This is a genomic window from Nonomuraea sp. N2-4H (assembly GCF_045291505.1).
GTDB classification, from domain to species: Bacteria; Actinomycetota; Actinomycetes; order Streptosporangiales; family Streptosporangiaceae; genus Nonomuraea; species Nonomuraea fastidiosa.
On the sequence record NZ_CP147987.1, the window covers coordinates 3,900,750 to 3,918,298 of the forward strand.

Consider the following 17,549-nt stretch of genomic DNA (forward strand, 5'->3'; position numbering starts at 1 on the left):
TCCCGAACACGACCGCATGGGCCGCCTCCCGAACACGACCGCATGGGCCGCCTCTCGAGCAGGGCCGCGTGGGCCGCCTTGCGGGCGACGACCGGCGGAGGGTCCTTGAACGCCAGCCCGGTGGAGCCGCCGACGCTCGCCCGCCCGGCCCGCGCATGCAGACCCGCTTGACGACGCAGGCCCTTGCCGGACCGGCATCCGGAACGTAACCGGAAGCCAGGTGACGCACGGTCGCCGGATCGGGTAACGGCAGTAGACGGGGCCAGGTCGGGCCAGCCGGCGACGGCGGGCGAAGACGCCGATCCGCTCGCAACGGCGGGACCGCATCGCCGGATCGGGCCGCCACAGCAAGCCACAACGCCAGGACAGGCCGCGACAACACGCGAAAACGCCGAGCCGAATCTCGACGGTAGGTAAGGGCCGGATCGGGTTGCGATGGCACGCCATAGCACCGGGCCGACCCGCCACGGCGGGCGACGACACCGGCCCAGATCGCGACTGCAGACGACGGCGCCGGCCAAGGTCGCGACTGCGGACGATGGCACCTGTCCAGGTCGCGACTGCAGGCGACGATGCCTGGTCGCATTGCTACGGCGGACGAGGTCATCGGGACTGAGAGAGATCATCGGGTTCCAAGACGGGGTCGTGGGGGCTGGGAGACCAGGCCGAAGCCAGCGTCAGGCGGGGGTGCGGGATGCGCGGGAGGTGAGGTCGAGGAAGGTCTGTTCGAGGCTGCGGCCCTGGCTGAGCTCGGCGAGTGTGCCCTGGGCCAGGACGCGCCCGGCGCCGATCATCACGATGCGGTCGGCGACCTGCTCCACTTCGTACAGCAGGTGTGAGCTGAGCAGAACGGCGCAGCCGGAGGCGGCCAGGTCCCGCAGGAGCTCGCGCATCCACTGGATGCCCTGGGGGTCGAGGCCGTTGGCGGGCTCGTCCAGAATGAGCGCCTTGGGGCGGCCGAGGAGCGCGTGGCCGATGCCGAGCCGCTGTCGCATGCCGAGTGAGTAGCCGCGCACCGGCCGTCCGGCCTCCTTGGCGGTCAGGCCCACCATGCCGAGTACTTCGTCGACGCGCGTTTTCGGCAGGCCGAGCATGAGCGCGCCCAGGGTGAGCACCTCGCGCCCGGTGCGGCCGGGGTGCTGGGCGCCGGCGTCGAGCAGGGTGCCCACGTCGTAGCCGGGACGCGCCAGCTCGGCATAAGGCTTGCCCAGCACGGTGGCGCGGCCTGATGTGGGCTTGATGAGGCCGGTCAGGATGCGCATGGCCGTCGACTTGCCCGCGCCGTTGGGGCCGAGGAAGCCTGTGACGGAGCCGGGGTGGACGGTGAAGGACACGTCGTCGAGCGCCTTCACGCCCTTGTAGGTCTTGGTGACGCGGTGGAGTTCGATCACGATCAGAAGTTCATCGGAAACGCCACCGGATCACATCGGACCAGGGTCGAAAGTCGCCGTCGCCAGGGCTACACCTGCGCGGCGAGTTGTAGCCGAGGGTCTATAGCGGAGTCGACCCAGGGTGCTAACGCGCAGGCCAGGCCATGTTTAGGCTGATGGCCGTGCACGACCACCACGCTGTCCCTTCGCGCCAGATGGCACGTGACGACCCCGGCACGCCGCACCAGGCATCAGGCCACGACCCCTCCCTGCTCGACCGGGCATCAGGCCACGACCCCAGCCCGGTGCACGAGACACCAGGCGATGACCCTGGCACGCCGCGCTCGAGTGACGTCGCCGAACGCTTGGGTCCGCCGCGCTCGAGCCACACCGCCGAGCCCTCGGATCCGCCGCACCCGAGCCACACCGCCGAGCCCTCGGATCCGCCGCGGCAGAGTGTTGCCGAGTACCCAGACCCGGCCGAGCGTCTAGACCAGGCCGAGCGTCCGGACCTGTCGCGCCCGAGCTCGGCCGAACGCCTAGGTCCGGACGGGCGGCTCGGCATGCCTGAGGCCGTCACTACCGGCCGGTCAACCACCGGGCGGTCAGCCACCCGGCGATCAGCCAGCGGGCGGTCAGCCGCAGGGCGGTCACACATCGGGCGGTCCACCGACAAGCTGGGGGCCGTGCTGCTCTACTTGTTCGCCGCGCTGCCCCTGCTGCTCTCCGCGGTGATACTGATCAGCAGCGGCACCTACGGACCTCAGGTGAACGTGGGCATGCTGCTCGCCGACATGGCCACGGGCGCGGCGGGCATGGCGCTGCTGCCGTTGCGGCGCAGGTGGCAGTGGCAGATCGCGGCCGTGCTGGCGGTGCCGACGGCCTTCTCGATGACGATGGGCGGGCCGGCGATCGTCGCGTTCGCCTCGCTGGCCACGCATCGCCGGTGGCGGCAGGTGGTGCCGGTCGCGGTGCTGTTCTGGGCGTGCGAGGTGTTCTACAGCCGGTGGAAGGACGACATCCAGCTGACCGTGTTCTACGCGATCGTCTCGGCCGCCGTCCTGGCCGCGGTGACCGCGTTCGGGCTCTACCTGAGGGGTCGGCGCGAGCTTGAGGCGGAGCGGCTGGAGGCGGAGCGGCGCGGGCAGGCGCAGCGGGTGGAGCAGGCCAAGCTGGCCGAACGCCTGAAGATCGCGCAGGAGATGCACGACGTCCTGGCGCACCGCCTCTCCCTGCTGGCGATGCTGGCGGGCGGGCTGGCGTACCGGAAGGACCTGACGCCCGAGCAGACGCGGGAGGCGGCGCTGGCGATCCAGGAGAACGCGCACCAGTCGCTGAACGAGCTGCGCGCCGTGCTGGGCACCCTGCGGCGGGGCGGGCACGACGACCAGGCCGAGCACGACGGTGCGGCCGAGACCGAGCCCGCCGCGCCGCAGCCGACGCTGGCCCACCTCGACGCGCTCTTCGCCGAGGTACGCGCCGCCGGGCAGCAGGTCGAGGTGCACGACACCGTCACAGAGAGGGATCGGCTGCCGACGCAGACGGGGCGGCACGCGTACCGGATCGTGCAGGAGGCGCTGACGAACGCGCGCAAGCACGCGCCGGGGAGCGTGGTGCGGGCCGAGATCGGCGGGCGGCCGGGCGACGGGCTGCGGATCCGGGTGAGCAACGCGACCGTGCCGGGCAGGCCGGGGCCGGGTGGGCGGCTGGGCCTGATCGGGCTGGCCGAGCGGACGCGGATGGCCGGTGGGAAGATCACTCATGACGTACGCGACGGGCGTTTCGTCCTCGACGCGCTGCTGCCGTGGGAGGCTTGACGCGTGGTGAGAGTCGTGATCGTGGATGACGATCCCATGGTGCGTACGGGGCTGCGGCTCATCCTGGGCGGCGAGTCCGACATCGACCTCGTGGGCGAGGCGGGCGACGGCAAGCAGGCGATGACGGTGATCCGCGACCTGCGGCCCGACGTCGTGCTGATGGACATCCGCATGCCGGAGCAGGACGGTCTGACCACCACCGAGCTGCTGCTTCGGCAGCCGTCGCCGCCCCGGATCCTGGTGCTGACCACGTTCGACGCCGACGACATGGTGCTGCGGGCGCTGCAGATCGGCGCGAACGGGTTCCTGCTGAAGGACACGCCGCCGCCGAAGATGATCGAGGCGGTGCGGGCGGTGGCCAAGGGCGAGCCGGTGCTGTCGCCGAGCGTCACCCAGCAGGTGATCGCCGCCGCCACCGGACGCTACGAGCCGCGCCGGCCCGACGCCGCACGCGAGCTGGCCGAGCTGACCGAACGCGAGCGGGAGGTGGCCATCGAGGTCGCCAAGGGCAGCTCCAACGCGGAGATCGCCAGGGATCTGTCGGTGAGCGTGGCCACCGTCAAGGCCAACATCACCCGCATCTTCGCCAAGCTCGGCACGGACAATCGCGTGCACGTGGCGATGAAGGTCCGCGACGCCGGTCTCCTCTGACCGTTCCCTCGGTATGCCTGCTCGCCGGCTCCGCTCCGAGGCTCCTAGGCTCCGCTCCTCGTGGGTGCGCCCTTCAGGTCCAATCCGGCTTGATCTGTTCCGGGCGCAGCCTGCTCTGGCTTGACCGTCGCAGGCGAGGCGCGAGGTGCTCGCGGGCCGGGCTCGGGCGGGGGCGCTCGCCGACCGGGGCTCGGGCGGCGATGCTTGCAAGCCAGGTCAGGCGGGGCGCTCGCAGGCCGAACGTGGGCGAGGCGCTCGCAAACCAGGCTCAGGCGAGGCGCTCGCAAACCAGGCTCAGGCGGGGGCGCTCACAAGCCAGGCTCAGGCGGGGGCGCTCACAAGCCAGGCTCAGGCGAGGCGCTCGCAGGCCAGGCTCGGGCGGCGGCGCTCGCAGGCCGAACGTGGGCGAGACGCTCGCAAACCAGGCTCAGGCGAGGCGCTCACAAGCCAGGCTCAGGCTGCGGCGCTCGCGGGCCGAACTTGGGCGAGGCGCTCGCAAACCAGGCTCGGGTCGGGGCGCTCACAAGCCGGACGGGTTGAGGTGCTAGTAGGCCGGGCGCTGGCCGAGATGCTCGCAGGCCACTCCGGTCAGACGCTGGCGGGCTCCGGTCAGGCCCCTCGCGGGCTTTCGGGCGAGACGCCGCTTTCTCCCGGCCCCCTCCGCCTCCGACCGAGAGGTGCCGCGGCGGACGCGCTGGCAGCCGGCACTCCGGCCGACCCGTGCTGAGCCTGGCCCGGTCGCGAGTGGTCGATCGGGGGAGGGCGGTGCTGCGGCGTGCGCGCGGCCGGACCCCCGCCGCGACGCCGATCAGCCGAACCAAGGCTCAGGATCGGGCGGTCAAGTCAGGATCGGGCGGTCAAGAAGGCGGTGCTGTGGCGTGCGCACACCTGACACCGCCACACCACCCCCGCCAACTCACTGAGGCTCAGGGCCGGGCCTTCAGTGGCGCGGTGCTGCGGCGGATGATCAGGTTCGTGGCCAGCTCGATCCGGGTGCCGGACGGCCCGCGCGGGTGGGTGAGCTCCTCGTGGACGAGGCGGACGGCTTCGTTCGCCATGTCGTCGAGCGGCTGCCGTACGGTCGTGAGCGGCGGCGAGAGCATCTCGCACAGCGTCGAGTCGTCGAACCCCACGACGGAGAGATCGTCGGGGACGCGCAGGCCGCGTTCGGTGGCGGCCTGGTAGACGCCGGCGGCCTGGAGGTCGTTGCCGGCGAAGACGGCGGTGGGCGGGTCGTCGCGGTCGAGGAGTTCGCCGCCGAGCGTCTTGCCGCCGCCGACCATGAAGTTGCCGTAGCGGGTGAGCGCGGGGTCGGGTTCGATGCCGAACGTGCGGTGAGCCGCCAGGTAGCCCTCGTACCGGTCGAGCGTGCACTGGGTGTCGAGCGGCCCGCCGATGAAGCCGATCCTGGTGTGTCCGAGCTCCAGCAGGTGGGTGGTGGCCATGACGCCGCCGAGCCAGTTGGTGGCGCCGACGGTGGACAGGCGGGGGTCGCGCTGGCCGACGGGGTCGAGCAGCACGAGCGGCACGTGCAGCAGCTCCTCGAGGGCCTCGATCTCACGCTGGTCGGCCCTGGACAGCACGAGCACGATGCCGTCGGTGTTGCGCTTGCGCACCATGCCGATCCAGCGTCGCAGGTCGAAGTCGGGCCGGTAGGAGGAGGTGACGACCAGGGAGAAGCCCCAGCGGGCGGCGGCCTTCTCGGCGCCGCTGATCAGCACCTGCGCCCACGGCGAGCCGAGGCCGTCGATGAGCAGGTCGATGATGCCGGCGCGGGGTTTGCTGGGCGGGCGCGGAGCCTCGTAGCCGGAGGCTCGTACGGCTTCGAGCACCTTGTCGCGGGTGGCGGCCGAGACGTGTTTCTTGCCGCTGAGCACCTTGGAGACCGTCGGTACGGACACTCCTGCGGCCGCGGCGACGTCGGCCAGCGTGGCTCGACGCACAGGACCTCCCGTTGGCCGTGGCGCCGCCTTCCGGCGGCACCGGTGAAGTTGCGACTTTCGGAAAACCCGCCCGAACGATGGCGGCCCGCTGAACAGGCGGTATTCCGCCATATGAGCGGGTTATTGACAGGGATACGACCCGGACCTTAGCGTAACAGCTCGGCAAAGTCACGATGATTTATCGGAAAGTTAACCAGAAACTTTCCGGTACCAGGAAAGTCGCGAGGGGTCATGCCAGCACTTGAAGATCCGCCGGAGCCGGAGATCGCGCAGCAGCGGGCGCGGCGGGTCGAGGAACTGCTCGCCGGCATGTCACTGCAGGAGAAGCTCGCCCAGCTCGTCGGCGTTTGGCTGAACGTCAACAGGAAGAAGGGCGTGGTCGCCCCGCTGCAGGACTCGATGCAGAGCGAGGACCTCGGGTTCGAGGAGTTCGCCCGCAACGGCGTCGGCCACATCACCCGTCACTTCGGCACGACCCCGGTCGAGCCGGAGGCCGCGCGCAAGACGCTGGCCGAGCGGCAGCGGTGGCTGCGTGAGAACACCAGACTCGGCATCCCGGCCATCGCGCACGAGGAGTGCCTGACGGGATTGGCGGCCTGGCGGGCCACGACGTACCCGGCCCCGCCCGCGTGGGGCGCCACCTTCCATCCGGAGCTGGTGGAGGAGATGGGCAAGGCGATCGGTGCGAGCATGCGGTCGCTCGGTGTGCACCAGGGGCTGGCCCCTGTTCTGGACGTGATCCGCGACCAGCGCTGGGGACGGGTCGAGGAGTGCATCTCGGAGGACCCGTACGAGGTGGCGACCGTGGGCTCGGCCTACGTGCGCGGCCTGCAGTCCGCCGGTGTGATCGCCACGCTCAAGCACTTCGTCGGCTACTCCAACTCCCGCGCGGGCCGCAACCTCGCGCCCGTGCACGCGGGCGCCCGCGAGGTGGCCGACACGCTGCTGTTCCCGTTCGAGGTCGCGGTGCGCGACGCAGGAGCGGGTTCGGTGATGAACTCCTACGCCGAGATCGACGGCATCCCGATCGCCGCCGACCCCCGCTACCTGACCGGCGTGCTGCGCGACACGTGGGGCTTCGACGGCACGGTCGTGGCCGACTATTTCGCGGTCGCGTTCCTGCACACCCTGCACGCCGTGGCGGCCGACGCCGGTGACGCGGCCGTGCAGGCGCTCAGCGCGGGCATCGACATCGAGCTGCCGACCGGGGTGACGTACCTGGACCCGCTGCGCGCGGCGGTGGAGTCGGGCCGGATCGACGAGGCGCTGATCGACCGGGCGCTGCTGCGGGTGCTGCGGCAGAAGGCAGAGCTGGGCCTGCTGGACGACGACTACGACCCCGAGCCGCAGGGCGAGGTGGACCTCGACGACCCCGCCTCCCGCGACATCGCCCGCCGCCTCGCCGAGGAGTCGGTGGTGCTGCTCACCAACGACGGCGTGCTGCCGCTCGGCGACACGGCGGGCCGCAAGATCGCGGTCGTCGGGCCGAACGCCGACCAGGTGGCGGCGCTGTTCGGCTGCTACTCGTTCGTCAACCATGTGCTGCCGCACTTCCCCGACGTGGAGACCGGCATCGCCGCGCCGACCCTGCTGGAGGCGCTGCGCGAGGAGCTGCCGCAGGCGCGCATCGAGACCGCGCGCGGCACGGGGGTGGACGACGGCGATCGCTCGGGGATCGCCGACGCCGCCCGCCTGGCCGCCGAGTCGGACGTCGCGATCGTCGTGCTGGGCGACCGTTCCGGGCTGTTCGGGCGGGGCACCTCGGGCGAGGGCTGTGACGTGGAGTCGCTCGCCCTGCCGGGTGCGCAGCAGGAGCTGGCCGACGCGGTGCTCGCCACCGGCACGCCGACCGTGGTGGTGCTGATGACCGGCCGCTCGTACGCGGTGCCGGGCATCATCGAGCGCGCCGCCGCCGTCGTGCAGGCGTACTTCCCCGGCCAGGAGGGCGCGGGCGCGATCGCGCGGGTGCTGAGCGGCGCGGTCAACCCGTCGGGCCGGCTGCCGATGAGCATGCCGCGCGGCATCGCCGGCCAGCCGTACAGCTATCTCCACCCCAAGCTGGGCGGCGCGGGGTCGGTCACCAACCTCGACCCGGCGCCGGTGCTGGCGTTCGGCCACGGGCTGAGCTACACGAGCTTCGGCTACTCCGGCTTCACCGCCGATGAGGAGGTCGTGGCGGGCGAGCCGATCCGCTGCTCGGTGACGGTGCGCAACACCGGCGACCGGGCCGGCGCGGAGGTGGTGCAGCTGTACGCCTCCGACCGGATCGCCTCGGTCACCCGGCCGCTCGCCCAGCTCGTCGGGTACGCCAGGGTCGAGCTGGAGCCCGGGCGGTCGGCTCGGGTCGAGTTCGAGGTGCCGGCCAGGCTGCTGTCGTTCACCGGCCGTGACGGGCGGCGCGTGGTCGAGCCGGGCGAGGTCGGGCTGTCCATCCGCCGCTCGGTCGCCGACGTGGTCGAGGAGCGTACGGTGCTGCTGACCGGTTCGGTGTACGCGTTCGGCGGCGACGAGCCACGGCTCACCACCGTCGTGGTGACGGCCGACGCCCCCCAGGACCGATGAGCATGGACCGCATGGAAGCCTTCAGGCGACGTGTCGGCGGTTTCGCCTACGGCGGCGACTACAACCCCGAGCAGTGGGACCGGGAGGTGTGGAAAGAGGACGTCCGGCTCATGCGGCAGGCGGGCGTCAACATCGTCAGCCTGGGCGTCTTCGCGTGGGCGTCGCTTGAGCCGGAGCCGGGCACGTACGAGTTCGGCTGGCTCGACGAGGTCATGGACCTGCTGCACGAGAACGGCATCAGCGTCAACCTGGCCACGCCCACGGCCGCGCCGCCCGTCTGGCTGACCCACCTGCACCCCGAGGTGTTCCCGATCAGGGAGGACGGCCAGCCGTTCGGGTTCGGCAACCGGCTGCACTACGACCCGTCGTCGCCGATCTACCGCGAGTACGCCGCGCGCATCACGACCAAGCTGGCCGAGCGCTACTCGTTCCACCCGGCGCTGGCGATGTGGCACATCAGCAACGAGTACGGGCCCACGTCGTACGGCCCGGCCGCCTCGGTGGCCTTCCGCGAGTGGCTCAAGCGCAAGTACGGCACGCTGGACGCGCTCAACGAGGCGTGGACCACCCGCTTCTGGGGTCAGGTCTACACCGACTGGGAGCAGGTGGACGTACCGCACATCCCGCGTACGTGGATGAACCCCACCCGTCGCCTCGACTTCAAGCGCTTCACCTCCGACGCGCTGCTGGAGTGCTTCAAGGCCGAGCGGGACATCGTGCGCTCGTTCCGCGACGACATCCCGGTCATGACCAACTTCATGCGCTTCTTCCGCCACGCCGACTACTGGAAGTGGGCGCAGGAGGAGGACGCGGCCGCGCTCGACATCTACCCCGATCCGGCCGACGCCGGCTCGCACGTGTCGGCGGCCTTCAACTACGACCTGTTCCGCTCGCTCAAGGGCGGTCAGCCGTGGATGCTGATGGAGCAGGCGGCCAGCGCGGTCAGCCAGTGGAAGCTCAACGTCGTCAAGGAGCCGGGGCGGATGCGGCTCGGCTCGCTGCAGGCGGTCTCGCGGGCCGCCGACTCGGTGATGTTCTTCCAGTGGCGGGCCAGCAGGGGCGGGCAGGAGCGCTTCCACTCGGCGATGCTGCCCCACTCCGGGCCGGAGTCGCGGACGTTCAGGGAGGTCACCGACCTCGGGCGGGAGATGAAGCTGCTCGCGCCGGTCGCCGGCACCCGCTCGTCGGCCGACATCGCGATCCTGTTCGACTGGGACGGCTGGTGGGGCCTTGAGGAGGTCTTCGGCCTGCCGCGCAACGACTGGAGCTACACCGACACGGTGATGCGGCACTACACGCCGTTGTGGGAGCGGCATCACGCCGTGGACGTGGTGTCGGCCGCCTCCTCGCTCGACGGGTACAAGGTGCTGGTGGTGCCGAACGCGTACCTGATCGACGACGCGGGCGTGGCCCGGATCGAGAAGTTCGCGCAGGACGGCGGCACCGTCATCATGTCGTTCTTCTCCGGCGTCGTGGACGCGAACAACCGGGTCAGGCCGGACGGCTACCCCGGTGCGTTCCGGCGGCTCATCGGCGCGAAGATCGACGAGTACTGGCCGGCGCGGCCGCACGAGTCGTTCACCGTGGAGTTCGCCGACGGGCGGCGCGCCGCCTCCACCTGGTGGCGCGAGGACCTGCACCTGGAGACGGGCACGGCCCTCGCCACGTACGCCGACGGGCTGCTGGCCGGGCGCGCGGCCGTGGTCGAGAACCGGTTCGGCGCCGGGCGGGTGGTGTACTTCGCGACGCTGCTGGAGCAGGAGGCGTTCGACGAGACGGTGGCGCGGGTCGTCGCCGAGTCGGGGGTGCGCTCCCGCTTCGAGGGCGTGCCTGCGCACGTGGAGTGCTCGGTGCGGGGCGATGACGCGTACGAGTACGTGTTCCTGCTCAACCACAGCGCCGAGTCGGGGGCGTCGGTGGCCGTGGACGTGAGCGGTACGGACCTGCTCACCGGGCGTCAGGTGTCCGGCGAGGTGGCGCTGGATCCGCTGGGCGCGGCGGTCGTTCAGGTCGCGCGCGGCTGACCAGGCGCTTCTGGTGCTTCCGGCCCCGGGGGGCTTCCCGCCTCCCGGGGCTTTCGCTTTCCGAGGTTGTCCGGATGGCTGGGGCCGGTGCGGGGCCGAGGCCGAGCGCCGGTGCCGGCGCTCAGCCGGGGTGTTGTGCGTACGTGACGGCGAGGTCCGCGACCGGGCGGTAGGCGGCCACCCGGTCGCGGGTCCAGCCGTCCCCGCCGAGGAGGGCTTGGTCGGTGACGATGCGGTAGATCAGCGCCCTGATCAGGAGCTGCCCCCACTCGGGCAGGTGCGCCCAGCGGGCGGCCAGGGCGGGGGCGGCGCCGTACCAGCACAGGGCATCGACGACCGTGATCGCCGACGCCCACGCGGCGGGCCGCCAGTAGACCGGCCAGTCGATGATCGCCGGGGGCAGGCCGGGGGCGAACAGCACGTTGCCCGCCAGGTCGCCGTGCACCGCCTGGGACGGCAGATCGATCGGGCGGCGAGCCCGTACGAGCGGCTCCAGCAGGCCCGCCGCGTCCAGCGTCACGGGCCGCTCCGCCCAGGCCACCCGATCCCCATGTGTCCAGGGATCGTCGCGGTCATCGAGGAAGGCGGGCCTCGGCAGGTGCGCGACGGCCGCGTGAAAGGCCGCGCCGGCGCGTAGTGCGTCGTCCGGCCTGCGTACATCCGGCTCCCCCGCCACCAGCCGGGACGCCTCCCAGCCCCGCACCACCCAACCGCCGCCGCTCGCTTGGATCGGCCGGGCGAGCCGGAACCGCGGCGATTCGGGCAGGGACGCCAGCACCTCGGCCCGCCAGAGCGTCTCCGGCAGGAAGGTGACCGGCTTGAGCACGACCGGCCCCGCCCGCCACGCCCCGCCCAGCCACACGGGCTCCCCCGCTCCCCCGAACGCGGTGACGATCTCAGCGGCCGGCGCGCCGTCAGGGACGGGAGTCACGCGACCACCGCCTCAACGGATGGCGCGGCCCCGGACACGCGAGGCGCACGGCCACGGGACGGCGCAACGTCGGCGGCGGGGGTCATGCGTCCGCCTTCAGCCAAGCATCCACGCCGGCCCGCATTTCGGCCTTGAGCGCCTCCGGGGCGAAGGAGGCGTCGATGCCGGCCCTGGCGAAGTCGGCCAGGTCGTGGTCGGTGTAGCCCAAGACGTCGCGGAGCCGGGCGTACTCGCCGGCCAGCGCGGTCTCCCCGTCCGTGTTGATCGTGACGGCGAGCCCGGCGGCGCGCAGCCGGGGCAGCGGGTGCTCGGCGAGCGACGGCACGAGCCCGAGCAGCACGTTGGAGGTGGGGCAGACCTCCAGCGGGATCCCGCGCTCGCGGACCTCGGCCACGAGACGGTCGTCGTCGAGGACCCTGATGCCGTGGCCGAGGCGCTCGGCGTGCCCGATGTCGAGCGCCTCGCGGATGCTGGCCGCCCCCGCCGCCTCCCCCGCGTGGTGCACGAGGTGCAGCCCGGTGTCCTTGGCCGCGTCGAGCACGGCGGCGAACGGCGCGAGCGGGTGGCTCTCGTCGCCGGCCAGCCCGATGCCGATCACCTCGTCGTGCCGGGTGGCCAGCTCGTACGTCCGCCACAGCCGCTCGATCGGCCGCCGCCTGGAGTGGTCGAGCAGCACCCGGCACTCGATGCCGTACCGCTCCCGCCCTTCGGCGAGCCCGTCGAGGACGGCCGCCAGCGGCATGTCCGGCTGCCCGACCCGCTCGCCGTGGGAGGCGGCGGTGAACGTCACTTCGGCGTACCTGGTGCCCTGGGCGGCCTCGTCGGCGCAGAACTCCAGCGCGACGCGGCGGAAGTGCTCGGCGGTGCGGAGCAGCGCGCGGATCTGGGCGCGGCGGTCGGCGAACTCCCTGAAGCTCCGGAACACCCCCTCGGGCAGGGGCTCGCCGCCCAGCTCGCGGACGGTCTCGGGACGGACGGTGCTCTCCAGGTGCACGTGCAGGTGGGCTTTGGGCAACGCGCGTACGTCTCTCACGTGCCCCCACCCTAGGCAGCCGCCCGGCACGGGCGCACCGCATTATCGCCCCGAGAGGCCGGGTTCCGTCAGGGCCAGGTGCTGGCCTCGGCTTCGAAGACCGCGGGGTCGCTGTGCACGGGCAGCACGCACATGAGGTGGCCGCCGGGGACGCGTAGAGTACGGCACTCCCGCCAGCGTGACACCTCCTCCGCGCCCAGGCCGAGCAGGCGCCGGGTCTCCGCCTCGACGTCGTCGGTCTCGATGTCCACATGGAAGCGAGGGGCGTCGTCCACCGACTGGACGGCGACGATGAGGCCGGGCATGGCTCCGTGGAGGCTGATGAACTGCTCTTCACCAGGGAGCGGCCGGGCCGTGACTCCGAGAGCCGCGGCCCAGAAGGCGGCGGCCGCCTCGGCCTCCGGGGTGGGGGTGTCGATGAGGAGGGCGTAGACGCGGCTGCGGTGCATGGTGATCACCCTAACGCCCGTCCGCCGGCTGGAACCTGCCCCGGCGCAGGGCCCGGGGCGCCGCAGAGCCCTGCACATGGCTGCTCCCGGCCTGCCCCGGTCGAGCGCCGCACCCATGACCTCTCGCGCCGCAACGGCGCGAGCCATCGCCCGCAACGGGCTCCACTCTCACCCGCGACGGACAGGCCAGGTCAGAGGGTGGTGCGCTTGGTCAGGCGCATCTTCGACTGCTTGTGCGGCCCGCGCTCCCAGTCCTCCATGAACGTGGCGTTGAACCCGTACGAGGTGGCCAGGCCGGCCAGCGTCTCGGTGCGGTAGTAGAAGTCCTCGCGCAATACGTGGTGTTCCTTGCCCTCGGTGCGGTCGAAGGTGAAGTCGAACCAGCCGCCCGGCTTCATCACCCGTCCCACGTGGGCGAAGCACTCCTCGATGACGTGCAGCGGCGAGTGCGAGAACACGCTGTGGGCGTGCACGACGTCGAAGTGCGCATCGGGCAGGAAGGCGAAGCGCAGGTCGCGTACGGGGGTCAGGTGGGGCAGCTTGTCGGCCAGCTTGTGCCGGACGATGGTGTCCTGGGCGGCGATGAGGATGTCGGGCGAGATGTCGATGCCGTAGTAGTTGCCGGTGTGCAGGTAGTCGATGAACAGGTGCCCGGCCCGCAGGTTGCCGCAGCCGATCTCCAGCAGGCGGCACTCGGGCTTGAGCCCGTGTTCGACGAGGTAGTCGAACTGCATGCGGCCCACCTCCAGCCAGCGCTTGTGGCTGTGCGAGCCGACCGCCCCTTCGGGGTCGCGGGCGGTGTCGGAGCGCATGACGGCTCGGTAGTAGGAGACGTGGTCCCGCGTGCGCAGCCTGAACCACGTGTCGCGGGCCAGCCGCCGCAGGTGAGGGACGATCTTTTCCGGATGCTTGATTGCGTACGTCGCTTGGTGGGCGAGGCTCGAACGGGCGCGTTTCACGCCACGGAATCTAGGCCGACGGCCCGGCCCTGAGAGCGCTGTGGCGACACTCTTGATGACCCGTTTGCGCAGCCTTTCACACCGGAGGCGGCGGCGCTCAGCTCAGGTAGTCGCGCAGCGCCAGTGAGCGCGACGGGTGGCGGAGCTTGGACATGGTCTTGGCCTCGATCTGGCGGATGCGCTCGCGGGTGACGCCGTAGACGCGGCCGATCTCGTCGAGCGTCATCGGCTTGCCGTCGTTGAGGCCGTACCGCATGCTGATCACCCCCGCCTCCCGCTCGGTGAGCTGGTCGAGCAGCGCCCGGAGCTGCTGCTGGAGCAGCGTGAACGAGACCGCGTCGGCCGGGGAGACGGCCTCGGTGTCCTCGATCAGGTCGCCGAACTCGCTGTCGCCCTCGTCGCCGAGCGGCGTGTGCAGGGAGATCGGCTCGCGGCCGTACCCCTGGACCTCGATGACGCGATCGACGTCGAGCTCGCACTCCTTGGCGATCTCCTCGGGCGTGGGCTCGCGGCCGAGGTCGCTCGCCAGGCGGCGCTGCACCCGCGCGACCTTGTTGATCAGCTCCACCATGTGGACGGGGATGCGGATCGTGCGGGCCTGGTCGGCCATCGCCCTGGTGATCGCCTGCTTGATCCACCACGTGGCGTACGTGGAGAACTTGAAGCCGAGCCGGTAGTCGAACTTCTCGATCGTCCTGATCAGACCCAGGTTGCCCTCCTGGATGAGGTCGAGGAAGAGCATGCCGCGCCCGGTGTAGCGCTTGGCGATGGAGACCACCAGCCGCAGGTTGGCCTCCAGCATGCGCTGCTTGGCGCGTACGCCGTCCTCCGCGATCCATTCCAGGTCGGCCCGCAGGTCGTCGGGCAGGTCCGGCTCGGTGTCGAGCCGCTCCCTGGCGAACAGCCCGGCCTCGATCCGCTTGGCCAGGTCGATCTCCTGCTCTGCGCTGAGCAGCGGCACGCGGCCGATCTCCTTGAGATACGCCTTGACCGAGTCGGCCCCGACGGTCGTGACACCGTCGGCGGTGTTGTCGTCCAGTTCGAGAACCTCTGCTGCTTGGGACAAAACCCTCTCCTCGCTTGCGTGCACGGACGCCGTCCTAAACTTGGGTCACGCCTAACTTTAGGTTCTCTCGATCGAAGAGTCAACCTAAAATAAGGTCGAACCTAAGTTTTTATGTAAGACTGGAGCCATGAGCACCGACACCTTGGGTTTGAGAGAACAGAAGAAGCGTGAGACCAGGCAGGCCATCTCTGACCACGCTACCCAACTGTTCCTGGAACGTGGCTTCGACCGCACGACGATCGCCGACATCGCCGCGGCGGCGCGGGTCGCCAAGATGACCGTGACCAACTACTTCCCCCGTAAGGAGGACTTGGCGCTCGACCACCACGAGGAGTTCGTGGCCGGGCCCGCCTCGACGCTCGCCCGCCGCCCGGCCGGGGAGTCGGCGCTGGCCGCGATGCGGCGGGAGTATCTGGCCGCGATCGAACGCCACGACGCGATCATCGGCTTCACCGGGCCCGCCTTCGCCCGCATGATCGCCGAGAGCCCCACCCTGGTGGCGCGCCTGCGCGAGCTGCATGATCTGCGCGAGGAGGCGCTCGCCGAGCAGCTCGCCGCCGAGATGCCCGGCGACCCCGTCGGGGCGCGGGCGGTGGCGGCACAGCTCGCGGCGGCCGACCGGCTGATCTTCCGCGAGCTGCAGGCCCGCATGCTGACCGCCGAGGACGGCGACGACGCGGCGATCGACCGCATGGCCGCCGAGGTCACGGAGATCGCCCGCCGCGTCTTCGACCTCCTGGAGCCCTCACTCGGCACCCTGGCCATCCGCTGACCACCCCCTTCACCGGGCTGCGTTCGCCCGGCCCCGTTCGCCCGGCCCCGTTCGCCCGGCCGCGTTCCGCCGCCGGTCGCGTTCGCCCGGTCGCTTCGCCCGGCCTTTTCGCCTGACCGCTTCGTCGGGCACGGCGGCCATCCGCCGACCGACCCTTGCTCGAACCCCCTACCCACGAGCACGCCGATACCCAGCGTGTCACCCGCCACCGACAATTCCGCGCGGGCCCAGGGGCGCTAGCGAGGCAAGCCGGGCGCCGCTGGCGGTGCACGCTGAAACGGCACAGGAGGAACGAGCCGGACAGCGCCGGGCAGGGTGGGGTGCGAGCGGCTCACGCCGAGCGACGCCGTCCGGGCGCGCCCAGAACGGCGCAGTGGAGCCGGCCGGGCGGCGCTAATGCGGCCGGCCGGGTTCTGCCTCGCGTAGCTCCTGGAGGGCCGCGCGTAGGTCGTCGGTCAGTTCCCAGGCGTCCGGCACCATGTCCCGATCGGTGACCACGCCGACGTCGAGCCATCCGTCGTAGGAGAAGGCGGTGATGTTGATGCCGCCGCTGACGTCGGTGATCACCGAGACGGGGTAGTTGCCGAGCAGCCGGACGCCGCACACGTACAGCGGGAACTGGGGTCCCGGCACGTTGGAGACGATCAGGTTGATGGGCGGCGCGGCCTGGCCGACCAGGCCGAACGCCGAACGCGCGGCGAGTCCCATGAGCGCGGCCGGCATCGACTCGCTGAACTCGCGCAGCCAGCGCGCGGGCGCGAGCGAGAAGCGGTCCTTGATGCGGTGCATGGACTGCCGTACGTGGTGCAGCCGCTCCACCGGGTCGGCGAGGTGCACGGCGAGCGGCGCCGTCATGATGGCCACCTGGTTGCCCGGCCCCGAGCCCTCGCCGGACCGCCCAGCGCCCTCCCCAGAGCGCTCCGAGCCCTCCCCCGACCGGCCCGTGCCCTCGCCCGGCCGCACCGAGAACGGCACTCCGGCCACCAGCGGCCGGGCCTGGCACGCCGCCGTGCGCGGCCAGCCACCGGCGCAGCGCGCCCGCGCACACCGCCATCACGACGTCGTTGACCGTGACCCCGAACGCCTTGCGCACCTGCTTGATCTCCTCCAAGGGCAGCGAGACGAAGGCGTAGCGCCGGTGCGCGGAGACGGGCCCGCTGAACGGCGTCCTGGGCGCGGGCAGCACCGGCAGGTCGGGGGCGTGGCCCTCACCGGCGAGGCGGCGGGCGATTCCGGAGACGAGGGCGGCCCCGGGCAGCCGGGACACGACGGGGATCTCGTCGAGGTGAGGGACGGCGTCGGCGGCGAACCGCACGGCGTGGGCCGGGTTGGTGGCCAGCCGGGCCAGGCCGCGCGCCACCATCTCGGCGAGGCCGGGCGGCGGCTGGTCGTGCTCGGGTTCGACGGGTGGCGGGGGCGCGGGTTCGGGGGTGACGTCGAGCAGGGCGGCCAGTACGTCGGCGCCGCCGATCCCGTCCACGGCGGCGTGGTGGATCTTGGTGTAGAGGGCCGTGCGGTCGCCGGGCAGGCCGTGGATCAGGTAGATCTCCCACAGCGGGCGGCCGCGGTCGAGGCGGCGGGAGTGCAGGCGGGCGACCTGCTCGGCGAGCTGCCGGTCGTCGCCGGGCGGGGGCAGGCCGATCTCGCGTACGTGGTAGTCGAGGTCGAGATCGTCCTCCTCCTGCCAGTACGGGTGGTCGAGCCCGAGGGGCACGGGGGCGAGCTTGCGCCGCAGCGCGGGCACGTACGGCAGCCGCCGCTGCAGCAGGTCCTGCAGGTCGGCGCGGAGCAGGTGGCCGTCGAGCACGGCCAGGCCGGCGATGTTGGCGACGTTGGTGACGGTCTCGAAGTGCAGGAACTGCGCGTCGAGTGCGGAAAGCTGCGGCATCGTCCCACCTCCGCCCCGAACGCAATCAGAGCACACCGGTCACTTCAAGAGCGGCCGGAACCCCTTCGACTCACAGCTGCCCGC

Annotated in this window: 12 protein-coding genes and 2 pseudogenes; 5 read left to right on the forward strand and 9 right to left on the reverse strand. The window is 71.7% G+C overall.

Annotation, left to right across the window (positions count from 1 at the left end):
- Positions 1-677: 677 nt before the first annotated feature.
- A complete protein-coding gene (locus WBK31_RS18125; RefSeq protein ID WP_364052654.1) occupies positions 678-1,391 on the reverse strand; it encodes an ABC transporter ATP-binding protein in 714 nt (237 codons plus the stop codon).
- Between the two features lie 665 nt (positions 1,392-2,056).
- Between WBK31_RS18125 and WBK31_RS18130 the strand changes: the two genes are divergently transcribed.
- Positions 2,057-3,187 carry a sensor histidine kinase gene (locus tag WBK31_RS18130; RefSeq protein ID WP_406675282.1) on the forward strand — a complete coding sequence of 377 codons (1,131 nt, stop codon included), beginning with the start codon at positions 2,057-2,059 and terminating at the stop codon, positions 3,185-3,187.
- 21 nt (positions 3,188-3,208) lie between these two features.
- Entirely contained in the window at positions 3,209-3,838 is a 630-nt protein-coding gene (locus WBK31_RS18135) for a response regulator (protein ID WP_378788433.1), read from the forward strand.
- A gap of 926 nt (positions 3,839-4,764) precedes the next feature.
- Here WBK31_RS18135 and WBK31_RS18140 read toward each other — a convergent pair.
- The gene (locus tag WBK31_RS18140) at positions 4,765-5,781 is read right to left on the reverse strand and encodes a LacI family DNA-binding transcriptional regulator (RefSeq protein WP_364052663.1); all 1,017 of its coding nucleotides are present in this window, start codon (positions 5,779-5,781) and stop codon (positions 4,765-4,767) included.
- Between the two features lie 231 nt (positions 5,782-6,012).
- Here WBK31_RS18140 and WBK31_RS18145 point away from each other — a divergent pair, with 231 nt between their 5' ends.
- Positions 6,013-8,343, forward strand: coding sequence for a glycoside hydrolase family 3 N-terminal domain-containing protein (locus tag WBK31_RS18145; RefSeq protein WP_364052666.1), 2,331 nt, complete (start codon positions 6,013-6,015; stop codon positions 8,341-8,343).
- An 11-nt stretch (positions 8,344-8,354) separates the two neighbouring features.
- Entirely contained in the window at positions 8,355-10,367 is a 2,013-nt protein-coding gene (locus WBK31_RS18150) for a beta-galactosidase (RefSeq protein WP_364052669.1), read from the forward strand.
- Positions 10,368-10,488: 121 nt separating this feature from the next.
- Here the strand turns inward: WBK31_RS18150 and WBK31_RS18155 are convergent, their stop codons facing one another.
- From WBK31_RS18155 to WBK31_RS18175, 5 genes and pseudogenes are all read right to left on the reverse strand, one after another.
- Positions 10,489-11,298, reverse strand: coding sequence for a TIGR02569 family protein (locus WBK31_RS18155; protein ID WP_364052672.1), 810 nt, complete (start codon positions 11,296-11,298; stop codon positions 10,489-10,491).
- Between the two features lie 82 nt (positions 11,299-11,380).
- A complete protein-coding gene (gene add, locus WBK31_RS18160) occupies positions 11,381-12,331 on the reverse strand; it encodes an adenosine deaminase (RefSeq protein ID WP_364052675.1) in 951 nt (316 codons plus the stop codon).
- 68 nt (positions 12,332-12,399) lie between these two features.
- The gene (locus tag WBK31_RS18165) at positions 12,400-12,780 is read right to left on the reverse strand and encodes a VOC family protein (protein WP_364052678.1); all 381 of its coding nucleotides are present in this window, start codon (positions 12,778-12,780) and stop codon (positions 12,400-12,402) included.
- Between the two features lie 191 nt (positions 12,781-12,971).
- The gene (locus WBK31_RS18170) at positions 12,972-13,739 is read right to left on the reverse strand and encodes a class I SAM-dependent methyltransferase (RefSeq protein WP_364052681.1); all 768 of its coding nucleotides are present in this window, start codon (positions 13,737-13,739) and stop codon (positions 12,972-12,974) included.
- A gap of 97 nt (positions 13,740-13,836) precedes the next feature.
- A pseudogene (locus WBK31_RS18175) lies at positions 13,837-14,775 on the reverse strand (RNA polymerase sigma factor); the annotation flags it as partial.
- Between the two features lie 157 nt (positions 14,776-14,932).
- Between WBK31_RS18175 and WBK31_RS18180 the strand changes: the two are divergent.
- Positions 14,933-15,577 (forward strand): TetR family transcriptional regulator, encoded by a 645-nt coding sequence (locus tag WBK31_RS18180; RefSeq protein WP_364052687.1) that lies wholly within the window; start codon positions 14,933-14,935, stop codon positions 15,575-15,577.
- 393 nt (positions 15,578-15,970) lie between these two features.
- Here the strand turns inward: WBK31_RS18180 and WBK31_RS18185 are convergent, their stop codons facing one another.
- Both WBK31_RS18185 and WBK31_RS18190 read right to left on the reverse strand, forming a co-directional pair.
- Positions 15,971-16,552, reverse strand: coding sequence for a WSD1 family O-acyltransferase (locus WBK31_RS18185; RefSeq protein ID WP_378788426.1), 582 nt, complete (start codon positions 16,550-16,552; stop codon positions 15,971-15,973).
- A gap of 139 nt (positions 16,553-16,691) precedes the next feature.
- Positions 16,692-17,465 (reverse strand): annotated as a pseudogene (locus WBK31_RS18190) (wax ester/triacylglycerol synthase domain-containing protein); the annotation flags it as partial.
- Between the last annotated feature and the right edge of the window lie 84 nt (positions 17,466-17,549).

What these genes read in the sequence shown, in the direction of transcription:
- WBK31_RS18145 (WP_364052666.1), top strand. Translation starts at nt 6,013, where the DNA reads ATGCCAGCACTTGAAGATCCGCCGGAGCCGGAGATCGCGCAGCAGCGG.
- WBK31_RS18150 (WP_364052669.1), top strand. Translation starts at nt 8,355, where the DNA reads ATGGAAGCCTTCAGGCGACGTGTCGGCGGTTTCGCCTACGGCGGCGAC.
- WBK31_RS18165 (WP_364052678.1), bottom strand. Translation starts at nt 12,780, where the DNA reads ATGCACCGCAGCCGCGTCTACGCCCTCCTCATCGACACCCCCACCCCG.
- WBK31_RS18180 (WP_364052687.1), top strand. Translation starts at nt 14,933, where the DNA reads ATGAGCACCGACACCTTGGGTTTGAGAGAACAGAAGAAGCGTGAGACC.